The sequence below is a fragment of the Leptolyngbya sp. FACHB-60 genome (assembly GCF_014695775.1).
Classification (GTDB): domain Bacteria; phylum Cyanobacteriota; class Cyanobacteriia; order Phormidesmidales; family Phormidesmidaceae; genus Nodosilinea.
In genome coordinates this window covers 34192-58947 of sequence record NZ_JACJOX010000045.1, presented here as the reverse complement: position 1 = coordinate 58947, position 24756 = coordinate 34192, and the positions used below count along the sequence as shown (strand labels likewise).

Here is a 24756-nt window from a genome sequence, read left to right as displayed (position 1 = left end):
GAGTCCTCCGATCGCACTATCCTTTAGCGCACATACACCATGGGCAAACACATCGTCATCACTGGAGTAAGCCAGGGGCTGGGTCGAGCTATGGTCGATGGCTTTGTTGCGGCAGGCCATCGGGTATCAGGCTGTGCTCGCCGGGCCGAGGCCATCGCTGAGCTGGCGACGCAGTACCCTGCCCCCCATCAGTTCACGGCGGTCGACATTCGCGATGATGCAGCGGTGGCAGCTTGGGCTAAGGGCGCGATCGCCGCCAATGGCCTGCCCGATTTGGTAATCAACAATGCGGGCCTAGTCAACCATCCAGCCCCATTGTGGGCTGTGCCCGCCGCAGAGTTTGAGGCGGTGATTGCGGTCAACCTCAACGGCACCGTCAACGTAATTCGCCACTTTGCGCCACCCATGGTCGAGCAGCGATCGGGCATTTTTGTCAACTTCAGCTCTGGCTGGGGGCGATCGACTTCGCCAGAATTCGCTCCCTACTGTGCCACTAAGTGGGGGGTGGAAGGGCTTACCCAGGCCTTCTCGCAGGAGCTACCTGCGGGTATGGCGGCAGTGGCCCTCAACCCCGGCATCATTCACACCGCCATGCTCGAAACCTGCTATGGCGACGATGCCGCTTCTTATACCCCCATCACCACCTGGGTTAAGGCAGCGGTGCCCTATATCCTCAGCCTTCAGCCCTCGGACAATGGGCACGCGTTGACGGTGCCGGGGTAGGGAAATAGGTGGTGAGGGAGGGAAAGGATCCGGGGAGGGCGGCAGGTTTTGGTTGGCCTTGCCTCGACTCTCTCTGCCTCGCCCACCTTCCCAGCTCACTCGCTTTCACAGCGGCCGATGCCGATCTGGCGGGAAAAACCTGTTTGCCGATATTCCTTAGGCTTCAGCGCTTCATCTACGACTTGAAGTAATTCGTCAACGGTGTAAGGCTTGGGTAGAAAGCTTTGAATTTCGACAGTAACGGAGGCCGGCTCAGCATTTGGATACGGCAGCCCACTGACAGCAATCACATGCACCTGGGGATTGAGTTTGTGCAGGATTCGAAAGGTGGTAGCTCCATCTAAAGCGGGCATCATTAAATCCATAATCACCAGACGAATGTCGTGTTGATGTTGAACGTAGAGGGCGATCGCATCAAGACCATCACAGGCGGTTATGACGCGATAGTTATAAGCCTCTAAAGTGGCTTTAGTCACCTCCCGGATAGAAGCTTCATCATCAACGACCAAAATCAGCTCTTGGTTGCCAATCCAGACTTTGTCAGGACTCCGCGCTGGGGGGGCAGCAGCCATGACCGCAGGCAGGAAAATTTTGAACTCAGTGCCTTGGTCGGGCATGCTGGAGACGGTAATAAAGCCGTGATGACTTTTCACAATCCCTAGCACGGTTGACAGCCCCAACCCGGTGCCTTTGCCAATCTCTTTAGACGTGAAGAACGGTTCAAAAATGCGATCGAGAAGCTCAGGCGCAATGCCGCAACCGCTATCGGCAACGGCAATTGCAATATAGGCTCCGGCTCTAGCATCGAGATTTGTGCGGGAATAGGCTTCGTCTAGGGTCAGGTTTTCTGCCGAAATTTTCAGGGTTCCCCCCTGGGGCATGGCATCGCGGGCATTAACGCATAAATTCATCAGCACTTGGTGGAGCTGGGTGGCGTTGCCGACAACAGTCCACAGATCCCTACAGACATCTACCCGCAGCTCAATAGATTTAGGAAACGTGCCGCGAATAATCTGTTGAATTTCACGAATCAAATGTCCAGATTGCAAAACCGTATTTTTGCCTTCCCCCCCCCGAGCAAAGGACAACACCTGCTTGATAATATCGCCGCCGCGTCGAGCATTTATCTCTAGAAGCTGGAGCAGTTCTAGGCTGCGTTCATCCTGATGAAATGCCTCCATCTGTAGGAGCTGAGAGGTGGCTAAGACGGGGGTTAAAATGTTGTTGAGATCGTGGGCAATGCCGCTGGCTAAGGTGCCGATACTCTCTAGGCGCTGGGCGCGAAAAAACTGTGCCTCTAGCTGTTTTTTGCTAGTAATATCGGTGCTCACCACCAGAATGAATTGGGGTTGACCGTCATCGTCGCGCACCAGAGTCCACCGGCTTTCAACGATGATGGCTTGTCCGGTTTTAGTGATTTGATTGAGTTCCCCGTGCCATTCATTGTCAAGCATTAACTGCTGCTGAATCTGCTGCATTTGTGCTGCATTTGCATTGTCGTCAGCATAGAGCAGCTCGGGAGCTTTTTGCCCTAGGGCCTCTGCCGCCGTCCACCCATACAGCCGCTCAGCGCCCCGATTCCAAAACAAAATCTGGTTTTGCCCGTCGCGAACGAGAATAGCGTCGGTAGCAATATCGAGCAGCGCCGCTTGCTCGCGGATTTTTTGCTCCGCCCGCTTGCGTTCAATGGCATAGCGAATTGAGCGCACCAGCAGCTCGCCGGTAATTTGACCTTTGACTAAGTAATCTTGAGCTCCGGCCTGCACGGCGTTGAGCGCCAGGGTTTCATCGTTTAGGCCGGTGGTGACGACGATCGGTGTTTTGCGCTCCTGCTGGTGCAGCTGGGTGAAGGTGGCGAACCCCTGACTATCGGGCAAAAAAAGGTCGAGCAGCACGACGTCGAAGGGAGTCTGCTTGAGGTACTGCATGCCCTGACCCAGGCTGTCGGCGTAGTCGAGTTGGATGGTAACCGAGGTCACCTCCCGCAGCAGCTCCTGCATCAGCCGTCGATCGCCAGGGTTATCCTCAATCAGCAGAACGTGGATAGGGGCTTGGGGAACCATAGGTTACTCCGACGGCAGTTCAACGGCAGACAACCAGAAGTCTTCAATGGATTTGATGCTTCGACTAAACTGCTCCAGATCAAGGGGTTTGGTGATGTAGCAGTTAGCGTGGAGGTCGTAGGCGCGATTGATATCGTCCTCGGCCTGAGAGCTGGTAAAGATAATCACCGGAATGTGCCTGAGCGCAGCACTGGTTTTAATCATCTTAAGCACGTCTAAGCCGCTGCGGCGGGGTAGGTTTAGGTCCAGCAGCACCAAATTGGGATTGGGCGCGTGGAGGTAGGGAGCAATGCGGTTCAAAAAGGCGATCGCCTTCTCGCCGTCATCCACCACGCTCAGGTGATTGCGAATCAAGCCGTCCTTCAGCACTTCCTGGGTCAACCGAATGTCGCCAGGGTTGTCTTCGACCAGCAAAATTTCGATGGGATGTACCACGGTTCTGGACGGCACCATCATGTCATGCCTCCCTGGTCATGGTGAAGTAGAAGGTTGCTCCTTGATCCAAGGCCGCCTCCACCCAGATTTTACCGCCGTGCCGCTCCACGATTTTTTTGCACACCGCCAGCCCAATGCCTGTGCCCGGATAGTGAGTGCGGTTGTTGAGCCGTTGAAAGATGACAAAGATTTGATCAGCATACTGGGGGTCAAGGCCAATGCCATTATCCTGGACGGAAAACAGCCAGGCATCTTCCATTTGGCTGACAGCAATCGCAACGCGAACTGGAGCTTCACCGCGAAACTTAATCGCATTGCTGATCAGATTTTGAAACAGCTGGATCAGCTGGGTGGGGTCAGCCTGGAGCTGGGGTAAGTCTGGGTAGGTGACGACGGCCCCACTTTCTTCGATCGCGAGCTGGAGATTGGCGATCGCCTGCTCGACTGCGGCATTACAGCTGGTGAGTTGAAAGGCATGGCCACGGGTGCCAATGCGCGAATAGGTCAGCAGATCGTTAATCAGGGTGCGCATGCGCAGGGCCCCATCGACGGCAAACTGAATAAAGTCGTCGGCGTCGGGGTCGAGTTGGCCTTTGTAGCGGCGCTCTAAGAGTTGCAGGTAGCTGGTGACCATGCGCAGCGGCTCTTGCAGATCGTGGGAGGCAATGTAGGCAAACTGCTGGAGTTCGGCGTTGGAGCGAGCGAGCTCCTGCCGCTGGAGTGTCTCTTGTTCTAGAAGCTGGGCTTGGGTCAAGGCGATCGCAATTTGGTCGGCGAGCTGCTGGAGCAACTCGGTTTCAAAGACGGTCCACTGCCGGGGGCCAGCACATTGGTGAGCAATCAACAGACCCCACAGGTCGTCCTGGGTAAGAATAGGCACCACCAGCTTGGCTTGCACCTCAAACTGCTGCAAAAACTCGACCAGGCAGGGCGAGACCTGCTGATCTAAGGCCGCATTTACCAAGCTGCGGATCCGCCCCTGGCGGTACTGTTCTCTAGATTCGGTAGGAAACACCTCCTGGGGAAAAACCACCCCCATCACCTGGGGAAAATGGGGCTGCACCGCCTCGGCCACCCCGCTGCCGGTGCCATCGGGCCAGAGGCGATAGATCAGCACCCGGTCAGCATGGAGAATAGTTTTAACCTCGGTGACCGCCGTTTGCAGAATGTCATCGATCTGCAAGGACTGGCGAATCTTGAGGGTGACATCAGCGAACAGCTGCGATCGCTGATTTTGTCGCTGCAGAGCGGCTTCGGCTTCTGTGCGCTCCTGCACTTCGCGCTCTAGCTGCATGTTTCGGGCTTGCACCTGTTGAGTCAGGCTCTGGAGGCGCAAGTGGGTTTTCACCCGAGCCAGCACCTCTTCGTACTGCAGCGGTTTGGTAATAAAATCCACTGCCCCCAGCGCCAAGCCTTTCACCTTGTCCGTGGTTTCCGTGAGGGCGGTTAAAAAAATGACCGGAATGACGGCGGTTGTTGCCTGCTGCTTCAGGCGACGACAGGTTTCAAAGCCATCCATGCCCGGCATCAAAATGTCGAGCAAAATCAAGTCTGGATTGGCGTACCGGGCCTTTTCCAGGGCGCTTTCGCCATCCTCGGCAAACAGGACTTTGAATCCGGCATTGTTTAAAAAATCGAACAACACATCTAGGTTAGTCGGGGTGTCATCCACTACTAGAATGCTCGCGGTCTTTGGGGTGTCCTCGCTCATACCGGTGGTTGGTAGCGTTTAATCAGGTCGATGGCCTGTCTTCCCTTATAGCTTAGGGCTAACTGCCTGAGCTGAGTGGTAAAAGGGGCCCACTGCGGCTGTCGATGTTCGATGTGCTCGGTATGGGCCACAACGCCTTTGAGATCTCCCATCAGGGCGAGGTTGAGCAGGGTGTCGAGTTCGGACTCGGGGGGAATAGCGGCGGGGGAAAGGGGGAGAGAGGGGATCTGGGGCGGGGCGGAGGTTGGCGGGGCAAGGGGGGTAGGTTCGTACAGCCATTCCAGCCCCAGGTGGAGTTGGAGCTTTTCCAGCAGGGCCGGTTCGTGAATGGGCTTGGGCAGGAAATCGTCGCAGCAGGCTGCCTGACTTTGGTGATAGTCAAATTCCATCACGCTGGCGGAAATGGCGATCACAGTGACGATTTGCAGAGCCGGAATTTGTTTCAACCGGCGGGTCATTTCAAACCCATCCATCAGCGGCATCACCAGGTCTACCAGTACGACATCGGGCTGATGCTGCACCGCTAGGGCTAGTCCCTCCTGGCCATTAGCCGCCTCCAGCAGCTGAAAGCCGAGGGGGGCCAAAAAGTCGATGATTACGGCCCGGTTATAGTCCTTGTCGTCTACTACCAGGACGGTACGGCGATCGCCCCCATAGCCGACGATCACTTGCTCGGCGGTTGGGGTGATCGTCCCGCCCAGCTGAGATGCCGCTAGATCGAGATCGAACCAGAACCGGCTGCCCTGGCCCAGATCGCTGCTGACGCAAATATCGCTGCCCATCAGCTGCACCAGCTGGCGACTAATCGCTAGCCCTAACCCTGTGCCCTCGGTGTGCTGCCCCACCTCTGGGGTGCGGTGAAACGGGTCAAAGATCTGTGCCAATTGCTCAGGGGCAATGCCCACCCCCGTATCGACAATTTCAAAGCGAAGCAAGTTAGCAGTAGGTTGCGCAGCGGGATGGGCCGCTTCCTCACGCTCAACCCCTGTATCGCCCCTAAGGGGCCAGGCTTGGACAGGGCCAACCTTGAGCGAAACCTGACCTGCCTCGGTAAACTTGACGGCGTTGCCCAGTAGGTTCAGCAGCACCTGCTGGAGCCGCTTTTCATCGGTGTAGACGTACTCGGGCAAAGGCGAGATCACCTCGTAGGTCAACGAAATCTGCTTCTGGTTGGCCCGAACGCGGCAGATTTCCACTACGTTTTCGAGGAACCGGGGCAGGTGAAAGGCCTCCGGGTGCAGCTCCATTTTGCGCGCTTCGATTTTCGACAAATCGAGCACATCGTTGATCAACGTCAGCAGGTACTCGCCGCAGCGATGAATGACGTCGACACCCTGCCGCTGCGGCTCGGTGAGGGTCTGGTGCTTTTTGAGCACCTGGCTATAGCCCAAAATGCCGTTCAGGGGGGTGCGCAGCTCATGGCTCATGTTGGCGAGAAACTCGCTCTTGGCGCGGTTGGCGACCATGGCCGCCGCTTCAGCCCGCTGCCGTTCCTGAATCTCCTGCTGCAATAAGGCGTTCTTGTCCCGCAGTTCTAGGGTGCGATCGCTCACTTTGGCTTCCAGGGTGCGGTTGGCCTCCTCTAGGTCAGCGTAGAGGCGGGCATTTTCAATCGAAATGGCGGCTTGCGCTGCTAGCAGCTGCAAGACCTCCAAACGATCCTGGGTGAAGGCACCGGGAGTGAGGTTGTTCTCTAAGTACAGCAGCCCCGTCAGTTTCCCCTGGTGCAGGAGAGGGGCACAGAGGACGGATTTGGGTTGCTGAGCGAGGATGTAGGGATCCGTCGCAAAGAGGCCTTCGGCGGTGGCATCGCTGAGTACCAAGGCGGCCCGGGTTCGAGCGACATAATTGACCACTGACAGGGGTAGGGGCTCAGGAGCGCCATCATCTCGGTCGATCCCGATCCTGGAATCACCCCGCTGTACGGCAACTCGCTGATCGTCCACCGTTCCCGAGGCTGCGATCGCCAGCTGCCCATTGGTGTCTAGCAGCAAAGCCCCTTGCTCCGCCCCAGCATTTTCCAGCACGATCTGCATCAGCTTGGTGAGCAGATCACTCAGCACGATTGCCCCTGACAGGGCTTGGGAGGCCTTGATGACGGTGGCGAGATCAAAGCCTTTAAGCCCGCCCGTGGATACTGAACTGCTGGTGAGCGAGGCTGTCGCCGGACCGGGCTCGTGCCCAGGGCTCTGGGTGCCCAGGGAAGAATACTGGGCCTCTAGCGCCTGGGCCTTGGCGATCGCGCCCCACCGCAGGTAACCGTAGTAGGCCTCGGCCCGGTACACCTGGGCTACTTTGTCGCGGCCATGAGCCTGGTAAAACTCGGCGGCCCGCTCGTTGGCGATCGCCTCCTCCTGCACATAACCCTGCTCTCGGGCTCCGGCGATGGCGCGATCGTAGTGCTCCATTGCCAGCCAGGGCTGCCCCAGCAGTCGGGCCTGCTCCGCCTCCACCAGATCCACCTTGTGCTGAAAATTCATCGGCGCATACTGGGCCGACCGCCGCAGGGCCGCCTGGTTCTGCTCGACTTGGCTGAGTACCGAGTCGAGGGGCAGGCCTCCCGTCACGCCCAGGGCCAGGCGGGTCAGCACATCGTAGAACTGGAACACCGGCACCACTAAAAATCCCTTCACCCCATCCAGGTACTGTTCAGCTAACCCCGCATCGTCTAGGGCTTGGCCATACTGGCCAAACAGGTAGCTGAGCATCAGCTTGTTGAGGTAGAAGTAGTGCAGACCGGTGCGATCGTTGCCGGCCTTGAGCAGGGGCAAGGCCTCTTCTTCCCGGTAGATGTCTCCCTGGAGGCGGCTCGGGTGCTCCGGCGAGTCGATCAAATTCAGCACTGATTGCTGCACAATTTGATTCCAGCCCAGGGCGTTGTCCTGCTTGAGTTGGGCCAGGGTGGTGCTGATCGTCGCCATTTCAGCCGCGAGTTTGGGCAGTTCCTGCCCCATCAGGTAGGCGTGGTGGCAGCGCTGAATCGCTGCGTAGCCGCCGTATTCAAGCTGGCCGTTTTCCAGACCGCTTTGGTAGCCCTCCCACAGCAAAGGCAGGGTTTCGCGAACGTGAATTTTGCCGTGCAGCGTACAGGCCCCGGCGATAAAGCTAACGCTGGCTTTTAGATCGACTGCGTTAAACTTTTCGACCACCTGGAGGGCGAGCTGGCCAAACTGATAGGCCGCTTCACTGTCTTGCAAAATGCCGTTGAGAATCACCCCATAACACACGTAGCTGTAGGCGGCGAAGGGCGAATTGCCATAGCGCAGGGAGAGACCAATTTGTTCGCAGATCACCAAGGGGAATAGAGTCGGTGCGGCCTGGTAACAGGGCGATCCGAGACTTGTGAGCATGCGAATCGTGGCGAGTTTCTCGGCGTCGGTAATAGGGGGGAGGTTGAGTAGGTCAGCGGAGCTTTTGCCCTCCAGATCGCCAGCGGTTTGGACCAGCACCTGCTGAATGTCGTCTAGGGTGGGCGACGACGGCAGGCTCACCCCCAACCGTTCCAGCGCCTGCAACCCCAGGTGTACCGCTTCTAGCTGTTTTATCTGGGCCATGCAGGCCTGAATTTTGACCTCGTAGACGGTCATGGTGTCTAGGGGCAATCGCCCCTGACCCAAAACAATTGCGGCCCAGGCCTCCATCTGGTCAAAATCACCGTTTAGGTAAGCCGTCTCAACAGCGGCATTGTGTAGGGCCAGAGTTAGGTCGTACTGCTGCTGCCAACTGTTTGCTGGCAACAGTTCTAGACCCACCGCCAGGTAGCGCATGGCCGAGTCGTAAGCGGCGGCAGCTTTGGCCTTTTGGCCCGCCACCCAATTGATCTCGGCCATCTGGTAGGCTTCAGCCTCTGAAGTCAGTAAACCGACGCCGTAGTTGAGCTGATTGGCGATCGCAAAAATGTTGTCATTGCGCTCTGCTAGCGGAATATTTTGCAGCAGCAGTTGACCAATTTTGAGATGGGTTGACCGCCGTTGCGCCTCCGGAATTAACGAGTAAGCCGCCTGCTGCACCCGGTCGTGCAGAAACCGGTAGACAATCTGAGCGCTGGTTTTTTCTGCCGCTTGCTCAGCCAACCCTTCGCCAGGGGTATTGTCTAAATTCAGCACCAGGGGAATTTTGTAGGCCTGGGTGAGGGGCACCACAAATTCGGCTTGCAGGGCTTCCCACAGATCGGTGGCCGTCTCTGTTTGAGACGCTTCGTTCACGATCGCCAGCACATCCAGGGAAAATTTATCCCCAATGCAGGCCGCCAGCTTTAATACCTGCTGGGTCTTGGCAGAGAGTTTCTGGATCTGATTCACCATCAGTTCCACCACGTTCTCTGTTATTTCAACGCTCTGCGACACCGCTTCATCCCAGCGCCACTGGCCCTGGTCAAAATCGAACCAGAGCAGCCCGTCCTGGTGAAGCGATTTCAAAATCTGAGTGACAAAGAAGGGGTTGCCCTGGGTTTTCTTAAAGATCAGCTGGGCCAGAGATTGGGCTTGGGCAGCGCCATTGTGTAGCGTATCGGCCACCAGCTGAGTGACCTGGAGCAGCCCCAGCGGTTGCAGCACAAGACTGCGCACCGTTGCCCCAGCGACTTGAATCTGTTCCAGGGTGTGCATCAAGGGATGAGCCAGGTTTACCTCGTTATCGCGGTAGGCACCCAGCAGCAGCAAATACTGGCTCTCTGGATTCGTCACCAGCAGCTCGATCAGCTTTAGAGAAGGCAAATCGGCCCACTGCAGGTCATCCAAAAAAATCACCAGGGGATGCTCCGGCTGGCTGAACACCCCAATGAACTGCTGAAAAACCCGGTTAAACCGATTCTGTGTTTCTGAGGCCCCCAGTTGGGGAACCGCCGGCTGAGGCCCGATGATCCGCTCAACCTCAGGAATCACCTCCACCACAATCTGACCATTCGTGCCCAGAGCCGCCAGCAGCTTGGCTTTCCACTGGGCGACTCGGTCGTCACTTTCGGTCAGCAGCTGCCGCATCAGCTCCTGAAAGGCTTGGGTTAGTGAGGCGTAGGGGCTATTGCGCTTGAACTGGTCAAACTTACCGGCAATGAAATACCCCCGCCGCAGAGCAATGGGTTTATGAACTTCTTGCACTAGAGAGGTCTTACCAATGCCTGAATACCCACTCACCAGCATCAGTTCCGCCGCTCCGGCACTGACCTGCTCAAACGCTGCCAGCAGGGTGGCCACTTCATTTTCCCGACCGTAGAGGGTTTGGGGAATGAGAAATTGGCTAAAACAGTCGAGTTGACCAATGGGAAAATGGACGATGGTTCCCGTCTCCCACAGCTGTTGCTGACAGCGATCCAGATCGGCCTTTAGCCCTAGCGCACTCTGGTAGCGATCTTCTGCTGTTTTCTCTAGCAGCTTCATCACCAGGTCAGCCAGGGCGGCGGGCAGGTCGGGGCGGAGCTGATCGGGGGCAGCGGGGGTTTTGGCGATGTGGCAGTGCACCAGCTCCAGCGGGTCAGTAGCCTGAAAGGGCAGCTGCCCGGTCAGGATTTCGTAGAAAGTCACCCCCAGGGAGTAGAAATCGGCGCGATAGTCGATTGTCCGATTCATGCGCCCGGTTTGTTCCGGCGAAAGATAGGCCAGGGTCCCTTCAAGCAGTGTGGGACGGCTCGCGGTCAGGTTTTCCCGAGATAGGCGCGAGGCAATGTCAAAGTCGATCAGTTTGACCTGTCCACTGGCCGGGTGAATCAGGATGTTGTGGGGGTTGATGTCTTTGTGAACAATCTGGTTCTTGTGCAGTACCGCCAGAGCAGCGGTGAGCTGAAGGGCAATGGCGAGAAATTCATCGCTGCTCAGCGGACGTTGCCCCAGGTAGTCGCTTAAAGCAATGCCGCCAAAGTCTTCTAGCACCAGCGCCAGCCCGTTTTGGTAGGGCTCTAGCGCCAGCGCCTTGATAATCTCTGGGCTGTCTAAGCCATCTAGAATGCTAAATTCGTGCTTAAGACGCGTGATCTCTTCTAGAGAGGGATAGTCTGCTTTGAGCAGCTTGACCACAACCGGCTGCTCACCCGGCTGGGTCACCCCAGCATAGACTCGGGTGTGCACTCCCTCATGAATGGCCCGTTGAAGGGTATAGCCTGCAATGTCTTGCAAAACCGTTGAAGAATCCCTAGCGATCGCTCAAAAATGCCGCTGCCGATGGGTGCGAGGGGTTACAAACTCAGCACCAAAATCTTCTACACTCTCCCCAGATATAACTGTCCGTGCTCCTGGCTCGATCCTTTGACAGAAGCTCCTGGCGATCATGGTATCACCGGAACAAAGGGAGCCGCTGAAAGGAAAGCAACCTACACATTCCGCGCCCCCGGCACCTGCCTGCTGCTGGTGATTGAGGGGGCGGGTCAGTGATAATGAAAGAACTGATTCTTAGCCTGACCCACGATCTAGACAACGGGCACATCATCCAAGGACAGCCATGGCCACGATTGAAATACAGGTTCCAGAAGAAGTGCTGATTAGCTTGAAAGAAACGCCAGAAAGTATTTCTCAAGAGCTAACTAGGCTAGCAGCGGTCAAACTGTTTGAAATGGGCAAGTTATCGTCCGGGCGGGCGGCACAATTAGCAGGGATGTCTCGGGTCGCTTTTTTAATGACCCTAGGGCGCTACCATGTCTCGCCATTTCAACTGACCACTGAAGAACTGGAACAAGATATCCAGAATGCCTGATCGTCCTGTTGTTGTTAATACCTCGCCTCTACTGTATCTGCATCAGGTTTCTCAACTCGGTCTGCTTCGCAGGCTGTATCAGCAGGTTCAAGTGCCTACCGCTGTTATTCAAGAGCTTGAGGTATGGCGATCGCAGGGTATTGAGGTGCCAACGTTGGGTGATATGGCTTGGATAACCCCTGTAACCTTGCCCTCTCCAGCATTAATTCCCAATGAGACTGATCTGGGCAAGGGCGAAGCTGAGGTGATTGCGGTTGGTCTAACTCAAGCGAACTGTCTACTAGTTTTAGACGATCAACTAGGTCGTCAAATTGCCCAACTCTACGACTTGTCCTGCACTGGAACTCTAGGAATTTTATTGAAGGCTAAACGGCTTGGCTACATTGATAAAGTTCAGCCTCTAATTCGACAGTTGCAGCACTGTGGCATGTGGCTAGGTGAGCAATTGATTGAGCAAATTCTTAAACAAACAGGGGAACAGGTGCTTTGAGGTAGCTGGGAGGCAACAAGCGGCACACTATTCTTCTTCGCAGCTGCCAATGCTCACCCAGCTAGTTGAGCCATCTTCCCAGTGCTCTTTCTTCCAAATCGGGGCGTTGTGCTTGAGGGTGTCGATCGCATACTGACAGGCCGCAAACGCCTCGGCCCGATGGGGGCAGCCCACAGCCACCAGCACACTGATGTCGCCCACGGCCAGCTTGCCGGTGCGATGGTGAATCACTACGCGGGTGGCTTCCGCCCAGGTAACGCGGATCTGGGCGGCGATCTGATTAAATACCTCCAGAGCCATGGGTTCGTAAGCCTGGTACTCTAGCGCCACTACGGCTTTACCCTCGCTGTTGTTGCGCACCATGCCGCTCATCACCACCACAGCTCCGTTGGCAGGGTCATCGGCCAGGCCGTAGACCTCGTCAAGCGACAGAGGGGCAAAGGTCACCCGCAGGCTGTCAGCGGGTGCTACCACAGATTTTGGCGTAGCAAGCGGCATAAAGAACTCATAAATAACGACAGAGACGGCACCGGCTTCACAAAAATTCGTCTATCGTGACTGGCGGTTACGCTGCGCAGCCATTCCTAAGCAAAGCAACGGATTGGGGCGGAACTATCCAGTGTTGAGGCCAGCATTCCCCGTAACCAATGCCTTGCATTATAGGGTGGGCATCCTTGCTTCTAAAGTCTAAGCCGGAGGTATACCGTGGTTGATCTATCGGCCTGTCAAATTACAGCGGCGGGTGACCTGACGCGATCGCTCTGGCGACTGCTCAATCTGCTCCTACAGCCGACCCTCATCCTGCCAGCCTTAGCCGTGATGATTGCCGCCCCCTGGATTGTGCGCCCCCGACGGTGGAAGCGTCGGATTAGTCTAGCTGGGGTGCTGCTGGTGCTGCTCTATAGTCTGGGCCTATCTCCCCTAGGGATTCAGCTAGGTGGGCAAGGACTGGCGCTGCTGATTCCCCAGGATGGCGGCCAGCCTGCCGATGCCATTGTAGTGCTGGGTCGCGGGGGAGACTTCCGCCCCAGCCGGGTGCAGGTGGCCGCCGAGCTGTGGCGACAGCAGCGGGCACCCCTGATCTTTGCCAGCGGTCGCAGCGATGCCACCGAAATTGGCCAAATGTTACAGGCGGCCGGGCTGCCATCAGAGGCTATTGACGGCGAACCCTGCTCGGCCACCACCAACGAAAACGCCCTATTCACAGCGGCACTGCTGCAACCCCAAGGCATTCGACGGCTCATTTTGGTCACCGACCCGCCCCACATGGCGCGATCGCTCCTCACCTTCCGCAGCCTAGGTTTTGAAGTCACGCCCCACCCCAGCCCCATTCCGAAAAGTCTAGACAATCGCAAACGCCAATTCCTGGTACTGCGGGAATGGGCCGGGCTGATCGGCTACGGCATGATGGGCCGCTATTTTGCGCGGGAAACTGGGGAGCCGGGGTTTGGGGCGTAGGGATAATGGGATGACGGAGTTTTAAGTTTTGAATTTTAAGTTTTGAATGTAAGGCTTTAACTCAAAATTCAAAACTAAACACTCAAAATTTACTCCCCTACTCCCTCACCCACCTTCTTCCCCACCCCCATCAGGTACAGCAGCGCCATCCGCACAGCGACGCCGCTGGTCACCTGGTCGCTGATTAGGCTCAGGGCTGGGTCATCCATCAGGTCAGAGCTGATTTCGACGCCACGGTTGACGGGGCCGGGGTGCAGCACTTTGACCGTGGGCTGGCAGTGGCGAATGCGATCGCGCGTTACCCCAAACCCCTGATGATATTCCCGCAGGCTGGGCAGCAGGTGCTGGGCCATGCGCTCTTTTTGCAGGCGCAGGGTCATAACAAAGTCGGCTCCGTCCAGGGCTGGGGCCAGGGTGCTGTGCTGCACAATGGCGCGAGGAATGTCGATGGGCGACTGGGTGATGAAGGCGTCGGCAAAACCGGGGGGCAGCAGGGTGGGTGGGGCCGCCAGGTGAACCTCAGCGCCGCAGGCTGTCAAGCACCAGAGGTTCGAGCGAGCGACGCGGGAGTGGAGAATATCGCCGACCAGGGCAATTTTCTTGCCCGCCACCAGCGATGCTGTGGGTTGTTCCGGATTTAGGGTCAGCCCCAGCGTGAATAGATCGAGCAGGGCCTGGGAAGGGTGGGCGTGGAGCCCGTCGCCGCCGTTGAGCACGCCGACTCCAGTGTTTAGCCGGTCCATTTCGGCAGCGATCGCCCCTGGCACCCCCGCCTCCTGGTGGCGAATCACCATTAAGTTAGTGCCCATGGCCAGGTAGGTCTTGGCGGTATCTAGAATGGTTTCACCCTTAGTGAGCGACGAGGTGCCGGGGGCAAAGTTGAGCACATCCGCCGACAGACGCTTAGCGGCTAGCTCAAAGCTGCTACGGGTGCGGGTCGAGGGTTCAAAAAACATGTTGGTGACCACCAACCCTTGCAGGGCGGGCACCTTACGGGTGCGGCGTGACAGCACCTGCCAAAAGCTCACCGCCGTCTCCATCACCGTTTCAAACTCTGCCGCCGTAAAATCAGCCAGCGACAGCACGTGTCGTCGATTCCAGGAAGCACCTACCATGGTCCGTTGTCTCAACCTTCAATACCGTCCCCACCATACCCGGCTCGGGGCCTCCGGGATAATCTTCGGGGTGATTTCTCTGGCGCTGCTAGGTCTACTGGGGGGGTGCGCTGGAGGTGAGGGTGGATCAGAAATGGCTCAGCCAAACCTTACCCAGTCGCCTGCCGCCCCTAGCCCTGACGAAGCATTAGGCGAAGAGCCTTCAGGCCCGATGGCAACCTTGCCTGCCCCCACCAATGCTCTGGTCTCCGCCAACCGCCTGATGCAGGCCAAGGCCCGGCGGCTGGTGGTACCCGCCGACCCAGTCGCCGTTGATCTCTACACCCTCGACGATCGCTGCGAAGGCTACCAAACTGAGCCCATCCAGGTGCCTCGCCTTCAGAGCATGGAGAATACCGTTGCTCTGATTATGGCGGAGCAGAGGGTTTCAGAACTGACGCTTTCGGGCTACCGCACCAGCTTTGACCCAGAAGCCAAAACCGTCACCATCGACCTGCGAGTGGCCCGCGACTCGCGCCGGGTGCTGCAATCGCTGTCGATGTGTGAGCAAAAGGCGCTGCTGGGCAGCCTGCGAGAGACCCTGATTAACCAGCCCGACTGGCAGATTGAAGCCGTTACCTTCACCAACCGAGGCAACCCCCTGGTGCTGTAAACCCCCTACCCTAGGACTAGCTCAGGGCATTGCCCAGCCACCTCCTGCCAGAGATCAACTTCGCTTGGTCCAACCCTAGGATCTCACCAGATTTTGCTGGTCAAACCAGCCCTGGAGCTGATCTACCGTGGTGCAGGCCATCAGACTATCTAGCAGGTTTCCCTGGCTAAAGTATTGAGCCACGCTGGCGAGCTGGGTGAGGTGGTCTTGGGTAGTACCCTGGGCGGGGGTGAGCAGCAGCACTACCACATGGATCGGCTGATTGGTGCGTCGGCTGCCGCCGGGGCTTTGCCCATCACGCTGCATGCCCCGACGATGCACCCCCAGGCAGAGTTGGGTGCCCTTGAGCTTTGGCACTCGGGCATGGGAAATAATCACCCCTGGCAGCACCTCGCTGGCGTAGCCCACATCGTCAAATGCAAGGGCCTTAAGCACGCTTTCGTGGCGCGGGTCGTCGCGATCGATCGCGGTGCTGAGTAGTGTATCGACCGCTTCTTCGTAGGTGGCAGCGGTGAGATCGAGGTGCACCCGCTCCTGGGAGAGGAGCTTGGCCAGGCCTAGAGGCTGAGCTGCCCCAAAGTATTGGGCGTCTTTTTCGGAGGGGTAGAGCACCAAAAAGCTCAGTTGAAAATCCGCCAGGGTTTGGGGCAGACGCTCTAGAACACGATCGTGGGCAACGGTGCCCTCGCGGGCGCTCATCAGCACGATCAAGTCCTTATCGCTATGCGAGTCTTTGAGGGTGGCGCGGGCCTCATCCCAGGAGGCCAGTTCCATAAATCCGATGCCGACTTCGATGGGCACATCCTCAAAGTGCTGGCGGTAGGGCTCGGCCCCGTCATTGACTACCAGCACCTGCACAGAGGCTCCCAACTGGTAGGCCAGGTGCTTGAGCGATCGCACCCCCTCATAAAACCCTGGGTTGTGGTCAATCACTGAGGGCAGCACCACCACTAACCGCTGGAAGGTGCTGACCGGATAGTTGAGTTTGCACACCCACACCTGCTGGGGAGCCTGCTCTAGCATTTGGTCAATCACTGAGCCAAAGATGCGCTGTCGAGCCGAACGATTGCCGTTCCAGCCGATCACGATGTCGCTAATGCGCCGCTCCATGGCGGCTTCCACCATTCCCGAGGCTGGATTGCGGGCCACCCGTGTCACCGGGTTGACCGGCAGATCGAGTTCGACGGAATGCATCACCGCGTGGGCTAGCAAGCGCTCGGCAGCGGCCACACTGCTTTCGGTATTTTCGGCTTCGGCTTCCTCAGCTACCACCGCCAGGGGATAGATAGCCTCTTCTGACTTGTTGTCGCGCAGCAGGGCCGCTACATTCACCAGAGCTTCGCTGGTGGAGGGGTTAGCTAGGGGCACCAAAATACGCTGGGGAGACTGTCGCGGTTCAAACTGCTGTTCTGCTTGCTCTCGGGCCACCCTGCGACCAAAGCGATCGACCACCGAGGGGCCGAGAATGCAGGTGGCAAAGATCATTAGCACCACGCCGTTGAGCACATCGTCGCCAATGATGCCCAGTTCATAGCCCACCAGGGTAGCAGCCAGGGTAGCAGCGGCCTCGCAGGTGGAGAGGCCAAACATCACCCAGCCCTCGGCAGGGGTGTAGTTGTAAATGCGTCGGGTCACCCCCGCAGCAATGAACTTGGTGATCACGTTGGTGGCCAGCATCGAGATCATCACAACCCAGGCAGTGAGGCTGCTAAAGAGCACCGAAACATCCACCAGCAGGCCAATGAAAATCAAGAAGAAAGGAATGATAAAGGCGTCGCCAAAGAACTGAATCCGGGTCATCAACCGGCTGCGTTCGGGTATCAGCCGGTTGAGAGTCAGCCCTACTAGAAAGGCTCCCAAAATTGCCTCGGTACCCACGGCGCGGGCCAAAAATGCCCCAATAAAGACTACCGCCAGCACAAACACAAATTCACTTTTGCCGCCGTCTTCCACATTGCGAAAGAACCAGCGGGCTAGGGGTGGCAGCAGATAGATCACCGCCGCCACGTAGATCACCATGGCCAGGGCCAGGGAAATCCAAAATCGGGTGGTGAGTTCGCCCTCATAGCCTCGGGCCACCACCACCAGCACCAGCAGAGCCACAGTGTCGGTGAGAATGGTGCCGCCCACGGTGGTGACCACCGCGTCATTTTTCATAATTCCCAACCGGCTGATGATCGGGTAGGGCACCAGGGTATGGGAAGCAAACATACTGGCAATTAAAATGGCGGCAGCCCAGTCAAACCCCAGCAGGTAGCGAAAGATAATAGTGCCCGCCAACTGCGGAATTGTGAAGGTAATAATGCCGAAGATAAGGCTGCGATCGCGGTTTTTGCGAAACTGAGACATGTTGATCTCGAGTCCCGACAAAAACATGATGTAGAGCAGCCCCACGTTGCCCAAAAGCTCAATGGCTTGGCCTCGCTCTAGGACGTTTAGCACACTGGTGCCCAGCACCACCCCCGCCACAATGGGGCCAATTAGCCCCGGCAGCTTAAACCGCTCAAAAATTAGCGGTGCCGCCAAAATTACCACCATACAAATGCCGAAGATCAAAATCGGATCTTCTACGGGCAGAGGCATCCCTAGAATCGATTCCATTTAGATCATCCTTAGCTATGGAGAGTATTGAACTGTCATGGGCCAGTTTCTAGGACATGTGCCCACCGAACCTTCAGGGGCATGAAACCGATCCCGTAGCTCAGGGATATTCCAGGTGGGCAACCCCGGCGCAGGCTGTTGCTTGGGCTGCACCACCATAGTCGTGCAGGGGCTATGCTGCACCACCTGAATAGTAATGCGGCCAAACAGCCTCGATGTAAGGCTGGGTCTGCCCCCGCGACCCATAACAATCAAATCGGCCCGCCACTGCTTGGCCATGGCACAAATTTGGCTACTAGCTTCCCCAATTTTGCAGGTCACCTCCGCCGATACCCTCTGGCTCTGAGCTTGGAGAGCGTAATTACACAGCCACTGCCAAGCCCCATTGACCTCTTTTAGGTGTGCATTTTGAATCTGCCTACGCTTGGCAGGAAGCATTAGCCCAAAGCCCTCGTCAATGCAGCTATTGAGTTGGGTTAACGTCAACGGGCTGAGGTAGTGAACCAGCAGCAAATGGCCATTGTGGTGTTGGGCTTGGGCGATCGCAAATCTCAGTACTTCTCTATCTCGATGGGTGCCATCAAGAGCTACTAAAATTCGATTCAAGGATGTTTCCATTGAATTTTCTCCAGAGTTCCAGGTCGATACAAAACCGTACCGTTGCGGTACCAACCAAGGACACTGACAAATTCTGCACGTTCATAAAGAAGGCTGATTTGCCGTTTCCTCTCAACGCCGACGAGGTTAGCTGACGGGCTAGGACTGAGAGATGTCCTTCCTGGCTAGTAGTCAAAGAATTGGTTTCCTTCGACCCATCAGGATTGGCCCCAAGAACTGGTTCCCCCGCTCTAGGCTAGAGGTGTTGCGATGCAGTACCTCTAGCCACCTAGATTAGGCTGATAAAATCAAGCTTTAGAGTTTATAGCACCGTCCATAATTGCGTCTAATCTATCTGCGGATGTAGATAGATTAGTGTCGCTCAGTACGGAGCCAAATAAAGTTTATGAAACAGGTGCCTAACTTACTTTAGACAGCACTTCAGCCTCTAGACTGCTGTCATTGGGCACCACAATAGTTGAGCAAGGGGCATGGTTGGATACGTAATCACTCACGCTACCTAGAATGAGCTTTTTCAAGCCCTTCTTGCCGCTGTTGCCCATCACAATTACATCGGCAGCCCAGTTTTTAGCAAGCTGACAGATAAAGGAGCCAGGATTAGCCATTTCACAGACAAAATCTGCCGATACATTGCGTTTTGAGGCCTCAGCACGCAGTTGTTCCAACCATCGTTGGGCCTCCTGAACTTGCTGTAGCTGGGCAGCTTCCTCTTCGTGCTGCACCTTGGCAGAGTTTTGCAGACCGGCTCCAGCATCAATCAGCTTTCCCAGGTTATCGTAGGGCTTGACATCGAGGCTGTGAACCAGTTGTAGCTGCCCTTGAGAAGATTGGGCTAGCCCCAGGGCATAGTCGAAGACGCGATCGGAAGCGGCAGTGCGATCGAGGGCCACCAGAATTTTTTGGTAGCTCATGGTTTCCTCCTTAAAAGTAGAGCTGGCTAGGTTGCTTAAGGTGCTTGGTTAAGGTGCTTGGTTAAGTTGCGCTAAGGGGTGGCAGCAAGCGCGATCGCCCGCTACCACCACCGAATTGTGGTTACAACACCTGGATCAGCAGCGCAGGTTTGGTAAGACAGCGACGATCCTATAAAGCATGACGCACTACCGTTTGAATGGGCTAATGCCTGCTGCTCCATGCCGGTTGAGACGGTTGATTTACTTAGGTAGTCCTAGCACAGAGCATGGGGTTTGGGAATCTAGCTGCCGCACCAGCTGGTGCTTAGCCGTGTGGCAACCCACCAGCAGCACTTCAGCGCCGATCTCCTTGGCTACCTGGCTAAGCTCAGTGGCCACCTGGCCTACCCGCAGGTGGGCATTGAGCGAGCCGCGCCATTCGCTGGCCAAGCAGCGTGCCTGCCACAGAATGCGATCGGCATTGGCAATGGTTTTGGGGCGAGTTTTGTCGACCACATAAACCACATGCACCATCACTGGATTGGGCTTAGCTAAACGGGTTTGGTGCGCCACACACAGAGCCAAATCAAGGGCTGCCTGACTGTGGGCTGAGCCACTGTAGCCGACGACGAAATTAATCGTTTGCTCGTCTACATTGGGGCCAGTAATAGGCGGTTTTGGCCGTAGCAATAAAACAATATTTTTAGCGAGATCGCGGCGACCTAGAGCCGCCTCTAACCGCGTAATCATGGGCTTAAGTGCCGCCTCGGGAGAGACCTGAGGTGCATTCGAAAAGGGCTGCCTTAGTGGGGCAGTAGTGCGCGATTTGAGCTGCATGAGACCCTCCTAGAGCCTAGTCATGAACAGCGAACAAGCCGTGTTAACACGACTTAGGACACTGAAACAATCAACGCGTTAGCGTAAATGCTGATAGTTCAGTCTCCCTCAATGCCGACGAGGTTAGCTGACGGGCTAGGGCTGAGAGATACCCTTTTCCGATTACCCTTCATGGGGGTTTGAGAACTCGGAAACACGCCCCTTTACTGGTTCCCCCGCTCTAGCCGTTGGGGCGACTAGATTAGGCTGACTTGTTCGACCTCTAAATTGTAGAAGGAAAAAATGAAAACCGTCAACGACATCCTTACGTTATATGACTATTTGTATCTCGCGATACACCTCAGCAATAAAGCAATAATTTTTTATTTTTTGGGTGAATTTATTGACTTAAAATAAAGCGCAAGTTAAGGCGCAAAACATTCCGAAAAAACAATTTTTTTCTAATTAAACATCTTCCATTAGAAAGATTCTTTGGCTTTGAAGCGGTAGAGGATAGGCAGCAATGCCGCCTATCCTCCCCCACAGCTCTAGCGATAGTCCTGGGTCAACTGGTCCAGCCGGTCGAGTTCATTCACTGTCAGTTGCCAGCCCAAGGCTCCAGCGTTTTGGGTGGCCTGACGGGCATTTTTAGCACCAGGGATGGGCAGCACGTTGCCCTGAGCCACTAGCCAGTTGAGCGCTACTTGGGCGGGGGTGCGTTCATGCCGCTCTCCAATTTCTTTAAGCGCCTGAATAATCGGCTTGAGCTTGGTTAGGTTAGCTTGGCTAAAGCTAGGGCTGATTCGCCTGGCACCAGTGGGCTTGAGGTCAGCCTCAGGAGTGTATTTGCCCGTGAGCAATCCTTGGGCTAGGGGGCTGTAGGCCAGAATGGTGACGCCCAGTTCCCGCGCCGTTTCTATCACGCCACTGGTTTCGATTTTGCGGTTGAGTAGAGAATATGGCACCTGGTTAACGGCGAGGGGAATGCCGTGCTCAGCTAAATAGCCGTGGGCCTCGCGCATTTGGCTGGCCGGGTAGTTGCTCACCCCGATGGCACCAATGCGGCCCTGCTTCACCTCCACCGCTAGGGCCTGCATGAGGTCTTTTTGGCTGAGCAAGAAACTCAGCGGCTGGTGCACCTGGTAGAGCGCTACCGAGGCTACCTGGAGGCGATCGAGGCTAGCGGCCAGCGCGTCAACTACCGACTGCTGAGAAAATCGCCAAGGCAGTGGGAAATACTTGGTAGCAATTACCGCCTGCTGAGGACGCTGCTGCATAAACCGGCCCAGCAGCCGTTCTGACTGGCCAAAACCGTAGATCTCAGCGGTGTCGAACAGCGTCAGACCGGCGTCGAGACAGGCCTCAAAGGCGGCGTGCAGGTCGCTATCGCTGTAGGCTTTACCGTAATCCCAAAATAGGGAGTCGCCCCAAGCCCAGGTACCCACCCCCAACGCCGGTACAGTAGGGCCATCGGGACCAAGGGAAATGGTCTGTAGGTCAGTAATTAGAGACATCGTAAAGGTTCCTTGAAGAGAGCGGCGGCTGGCCTAGGAGAGGACAGCAATATTGTAAACTTTGGTAAAGAAGTCTTCAGAAATCTCTAACGATCGGATGGTCTAAAGCCAGATTTCGCCTACGTCCCCTTTTCTTAACGCCCCCTATTTCACAGGATCAATTCTCTATGAATCGCCGTCGTTTGCTGCGGGCTGCTCTGGGTCTTTGCCTCGCCTGGCTGGGCTGGATGATATCGCCAGCCCCAGCCCTGGCCCTGGGGGGTACCCAGATCCCGATTGGGGAACTGGCCCCTGAGTTCAAGCTGCCGACTAACGCTGGCGATGGAGAAATTGCTCTGGCTGATTTTCGCAATCAGTGGGTGGTGCTGTATTTTTACCCGCGCGATTTTACGTCGGGCTGTACGATTGAGGCCCAACGGTTTGAGCGCGACATTGCTGAGTACAAAGCCCGCAATGCTCAGATCGTTGGTATCAGCGCCGACAGTGTCGAGTCCCACGCCGAATTCTGCGATTCGGAGGGGTTAGAGTTTCCGCTGCTATCTGACCCAAAAGGGGCGGTGAGTAAAGCCTACGGCTCGTGGCTGGGGGCAATGTCGATGCGGCACACCTACATCATTGGCCCTGACGGCACGATGCAGGCTCGCTTTTTGGGGGTGCAGCCCGTGATTCACAGCCAAGAGGTGTTGGCAGCGCTGGATGAGTTGCAGGCTAAGTCTTAGGTGCGATCGCCCTTTGAGCCGATCTTTGACCATCGCGCCGTTGCCCCCTAGCCCACTGTCCTAGCCCCAGTGTGATCTGCCCTACATGCAAAAATGCCCCTGGGGGTCTACACCATTACAAGATCCCTAAGGCAGCGCGTTGCACTGCCCTAGGGAATATAGACTCTGAAACAGTGATACAGTAGTCGATCTTTAATTTGGGCCAACTCTAAGGGGGAAAAGGGCGCATGAATTCGCTCGGACGACATATTTTGGTTGAGTTCTTTGGCTGCTCGTCAGACATTCTCAACGACGTACCGCTGATTGAAAGCAGCATGGTGGGGGCCGCCGCCGATGCCGGAGCCACAGTAATTAGCTCGGTGTTTCACCACTTTTCGCCCTTTGGGGTGTCGGGGGTAGTGGTGATTCAAGAAAGTCACCTGGCCATTCACACCTGGCCTGAGTACCGCTACGCGGCGGTCGATCTGTTTACCTGCGGTGACACCGTTAACCCCTGGATTTCGTTTGACAAGCTCAAGGTTGCCTTTAAGGCTGACTATGGCTCGGCCCTAGAGATGAACCGGGGCCAACTGGAGCTGCTGGAGCGCATCGACGTTGACCTGGGCGAACTGCGCGATGAAGTCACCAATCGGCTGATCACCCCCAAACAGAGCCGCAGCGTCTGGTTTACCGACAAAAACGACGACATTGCCCTGTCGATTCGCCATAAGGGCGATCGCGTCTTTCGCGAGAAATCGCCTTACCAAACCGTCGAGATTTTTGACACCTTTGCCTACGGCAAAATGCTCACCATCGACAACATGGTGATGTGCAGCGAAAAGGATGAAAATGCTTACCACGAGATGATCATCCACGTGCCGATGCTGCTGAATCCGGCCTTTAAAGATGTGCTGGTCATCGGCGGTGGCGACGGCGGCAGCGTGCGCGAAATCTTGCGCCATCCCCAGGTCGAGAAAGTCACTATGGTCGAAATCGACGAAGCTGTAGTGCGGGCCTCGAAGGAGTTTTTGCCCTCTCTCTCGGGGGCGCTCGAAGACCCCAAGCTCGATCTGCGTATTGAGGACGGCATCGCCTTTGTGGCCAATGCCCTCGATGCCAGCTACGACCTGATTGTGATCGACTCCTCTGACCCCGTAGGGCCTTCGGAGGGGCTATTTAGCACCGCGTTTTATCAGCAAGTGCATCGTATTCTTAAGCCCGGTGGGGCGATCACGGCCCAAAGCGAGTCGCCCCGATTTAACCAGCACGCCTTTGTAGACATTCACCACTGTCTCAAGGGCATTTTTGGCGACGACAACGTGCACTGCTATCTGGCGTTTATTCCCACCTACCCGACGGGCATGTGGAGCTTTAACTACGCCACCAAGGGCGCGACCCACCCGATCCAGGGCATGGATGCGGCGAGCTCTGAAGCCTTTGCCGCTGAGCATGGCTTGCAGTACTACAACGTGGGCATGCACCAGGCCGCCTTTGCGCTGCCCACCTTTGTGCAAAACATGCTGAAGGCTTAACGCAATAAACTAGGAGATAGGAGAAGCATTCTTTGCTGATATCCTATCTCCTTTCTACAGAGCAGTGTGGGTTGCCGTTCTTAGGTCAAGCTAGCGTGGCTGTTGCTCAGATCGAAGTACCAATAGATCAAATTGCTGATTTTTGCGATCGTTGGCAAGTCATAGAATTTTCTCTGTTTGGCTCTGCTCTGCGCGATGACTTTCACGATGGCAGCAGCGATGTGGATGTGATGGTGCAGTTTCATTCAGAAGCCCATCCAACCTTTCGCACCCTCGACCAAATGGAAGAAGAACTAAAGGTTTTGTTTTGCCGAGAGGTGGATCTGATCACTCGTCAAGGCGTTGAAACCAGTCTTAACTACCTGCGCCGTCACGAAATCTTTTCCTCTGCCCAGGTAATCTATGCAACGGGATCTTCAATTCCTGCTTGATATGTTGCAATCGGCAGAGCTAATTACCGCCTATACAAAGCAATGTTCTGAGTCCGAGTTTGCTAAAGATATTCAGCTTCAAGACGCTGTTATCCGTCGCATACTAGTGATTGCTGAAGCTGCAAGGCGGGTTTCAGACTCTACTCGGCAGGCATTACCCAACATCGCCTGGCCAGAAATAAACGGTATGCGAAACCGTCTGGTACATAGTTATGACGATATTGATCTCAGCGTTGTCTGGAACGTGGTTCAAGCTGAAATCCCGCCTTTGATTGCAGAGCTGACATTACATATTCCTCCAGAAAATTGAGCTAACCCAAACGTTAGA

General features: G+C 56.1%; 21 protein-coding genes and 2 riboswitches. Of the genes, 10 read left to right on the top strand and 11 right to left on the bottom strand.

All coding sequences use genetic code 11. The annotated features are described in order from the left end of the window. Nucleotides 1-39 precede the first annotated feature (39 nt). Nucleotides 40-723 carry an SDR family oxidoreductase gene (locus H6F57_RS16835; protein ID WP_190624870.1) on the top strand — a complete coding sequence of 228 codons (684 nt, stop codon included), beginning with the start codon at nt 40-42 and terminating at the stop codon, nt 721-723. 95 nt (nt 724-818) lie between these two features. Here the strand turns inward: H6F57_RS16835 and H6F57_RS16830 are convergent, their stop codons facing one another. The 4 genes from H6F57_RS16830 to H6F57_RS16815 are packed head-to-tail and all read right to left on the bottom strand — an operon-like array spanning nt 819 to nt 11039. Beyond that, nucleotides 819-2786 (bottom strand): response regulator, encoded by a 1968-nt coding sequence (locus tag H6F57_RS16830; RefSeq protein ID WP_190624869.1) that lies wholly within the window; start codon nt 2784-2786, stop codon nt 819-821. Nucleotides 2787-2789: 3 nt separating this feature from the next. Continuing rightward, nucleotides 2790-3239, bottom strand: a complete 450-nt coding sequence (locus H6F57_RS16825) for a response regulator (protein WP_190624915.1) — start codon at nt 3237-3239, stop codon at nt 2790-2792. 4 nt (nt 3240-3243) lie between these two features. Further along, nucleotides 3244-4932, bottom strand: a complete 1689-nt coding sequence (locus H6F57_RS16820; protein WP_190624868.1) for a response regulator — start codon at nt 4930-4932, stop codon at nt 3244-3246. Beyond that, complete coding sequence (locus H6F57_RS16815; protein ID WP_190624867.1) at nt 4929-11039, bottom strand: hybrid sensor histidine kinase/response regulator; 6111 nt, start codon at nt 11037-11039, stop codon at nt 4929-4931. The genes H6F57_RS16820 and H6F57_RS16815 overlap by 4 nt, the downstream gene beginning before the upstream one ends. 129 nt (nt 11040-11168) lie before the next feature. Between H6F57_RS16815 and H6F57_RS28070 the strand changes: the two genes are divergently transcribed. The 3 genes from H6F57_RS28070 to H6F57_RS16805 all read left to right on the top strand — a co-directional run bounded on the left by H6F57_RS28070 (nt 11169) and on the right by H6F57_RS16805 (nt 12103). After that, the gene (locus H6F57_RS28070) at nt 11169-11294 is read left to right on the top strand and encodes a hypothetical protein (RefSeq protein WP_277873704.1); all 126 of its coding nucleotides are present in this window, start codon (nt 11169-11171) and stop codon (nt 11292-11294) included. 67 nt (nt 11295-11361) lie between these two features. Beyond that, complete coding sequence (locus H6F57_RS16810; RefSeq protein ID WP_190624866.1) at nt 11362-11613, top strand: UPF0175 family protein; 252 nt, start codon at nt 11362-11364, stop codon at nt 11611-11613. Between the two features lie 91 nt (nt 11614-11704). Continuing rightward, nucleotides 11705-12103: a DUF3368 domain-containing protein gene (locus H6F57_RS16805; protein ID WP_199294802.1), complete on the top strand. Its 399-nt coding sequence runs from the start codon at nt 11705-11707 to the stop codon at nt 12101-12103. 27 nt (nt 12104-12130) lie between these two features. Here the strand turns inward: H6F57_RS16805 and H6F57_RS16800 are convergent, their stop codons facing one another. Further along, on the bottom strand, nt 12131-12601 hold the full coding sequence (locus H6F57_RS16800) for a molybdenum cofactor biosynthesis protein MoaE (protein WP_190624864.1): 471 nt from the start codon (nt 12599-12601) through the stop codon (nt 12131-12133). Between the two features lie 207 nt (nt 12602-12808). Between H6F57_RS16800 and H6F57_RS16795 the strand changes: the two genes are divergently transcribed. Then, nucleotides 12809-13561, top strand: coding sequence for an ElyC/SanA/YdcF family protein (locus H6F57_RS16795; RefSeq protein ID WP_190624863.1), 753 nt, complete (start codon nt 12809-12811; stop codon nt 13559-13561). A gap of 89 nt (nt 13562-13650) precedes the next feature. Here the strand turns inward: H6F57_RS16795 and H6F57_RS16790 are convergent, their stop codons facing one another. Beyond that, nucleotides 13651-14676 carry an aspartate carbamoyltransferase catalytic subunit gene (locus H6F57_RS16790; RefSeq protein ID WP_190624862.1) on the bottom strand — a complete coding sequence of 342 codons (1026 nt, stop codon included), beginning with the start codon at nt 14674-14676 and terminating at the stop codon, nt 13651-13653. On the opposite strand from H6F57_RS16790, the gene H6F57_RS16785 reads away from it, so the two are divergent. Then, nucleotides 14675-15328, top strand: coding sequence for a hypothetical protein (locus H6F57_RS16785; protein ID WP_190624861.1), 654 nt, complete (start codon nt 14675-14677; stop codon nt 15326-15328). The two genes, H6F57_RS16790 and H6F57_RS16785, sit on opposite strands and share 2 nt — an antisense overlap. A 75-nt stretch (nt 15329-15403) precedes the next feature. Here the strand turns inward: H6F57_RS16785 and H6F57_RS16780 are convergent, their stop codons facing one another. The 5 genes from H6F57_RS16780 to H6F57_RS16760 form a co-directional block, all read right to left on the bottom strand. After that, nucleotides 15404-17929, bottom strand: coding sequence for a cation:proton antiporter (locus H6F57_RS16780; RefSeq protein WP_190624860.1), 2526 nt, complete (start codon nt 17927-17929; stop codon nt 15404-15406). A gap of 15 nt (nt 17930-17944) precedes the next feature. Then, nucleotides 17945-18547 carry a universal stress protein gene (locus H6F57_RS16775; protein WP_190624859.1) on the bottom strand — a complete coding sequence of 201 codons (603 nt, stop codon included), beginning with the start codon at nt 18545-18547 and terminating at the stop codon, nt 17945-17947. A gap of 103 nt (nt 18548-18650) precedes the next feature. Further along, nucleotides 18651-18837, bottom strand: a riboswitch (cyclic di-AMP (ydaO/yuaA leader). 108 nt (nt 18838-18945) lie between these two features. Continuing rightward, complete coding sequence (locus H6F57_RS16770; protein ID WP_190624858.1) at nt 18946-19458, bottom strand: universal stress protein; 513 nt, start codon at nt 19456-19458, stop codon at nt 18946-18948. Nucleotides 19459-19698: 240 nt separating this feature from the next. Continuing rightward, the gene (locus H6F57_RS16765; protein ID WP_199289480.1) at nt 19699-20274 is read right to left on the bottom strand and encodes a universal stress protein; all 576 of its coding nucleotides are present in this window, start codon (nt 20272-20274) and stop codon (nt 19699-19701) included. 98 nt (nt 20275-20372) lie between these two features. Beyond that, a riboswitch (cyclic di-AMP (ydaO/yuaA leader) is annotated at nt 20373-20532 on the bottom strand. A gap of 269 nt (nt 20533-20801) precedes the next feature. Continuing rightward, nucleotides 20802-21767 (bottom strand): aldo/keto reductase, encoded by a 966-nt coding sequence (locus H6F57_RS16760; protein WP_190624857.1) that lies wholly within the window; start codon nt 21765-21767, stop codon nt 20802-20804. Nucleotides 21768-21934: 167 nt separating this feature from the next. Here H6F57_RS16760 and H6F57_RS16755 point away from each other — a divergent pair, with 167 nt between their 5' ends. The 4 genes from H6F57_RS16755 (at nt 21935) to H6F57_RS16740 (ending at nt 24738) form a co-directional block, all read left to right on the top strand. Continuing rightward, nucleotides 21935-22486: a peroxiredoxin gene (locus H6F57_RS16755; RefSeq protein ID WP_190624856.1), complete on the top strand. Its 552-nt coding sequence runs from the start codon at nt 21935-21937 to the stop codon at nt 22484-22486. Between the two features lie 227 nt (nt 22487-22713). After that, nucleotides 22714-23997 (top strand): polyamine aminopropyltransferase, encoded by a 1284-nt coding sequence (gene speE, locus H6F57_RS16750; RefSeq protein ID WP_190624855.1) that lies wholly within the window; start codon nt 22714-22716, stop codon nt 23995-23997. A gap of 95 nt (nt 23998-24092) precedes the next feature. Continuing rightward, the gene (locus tag H6F57_RS16745) at nt 24093-24428 is read left to right on the top strand and encodes a nucleotidyltransferase domain-containing protein (RefSeq protein WP_190624854.1); all 336 of its coding nucleotides are present in this window, start codon (nt 24093-24095) and stop codon (nt 24426-24428) included. Continuing rightward, nucleotides 24400-24738: a DUF86 domain-containing protein gene (locus H6F57_RS16740; RefSeq protein ID WP_190624853.1), complete on the top strand. Its 339-nt coding sequence runs from the start codon at nt 24400-24402 to the stop codon at nt 24736-24738. The genes H6F57_RS16745 and H6F57_RS16740 overlap by 29 nt, the downstream gene beginning before the upstream one ends. Nucleotides 24739-24756 lie beyond the last annotated feature (18 nt).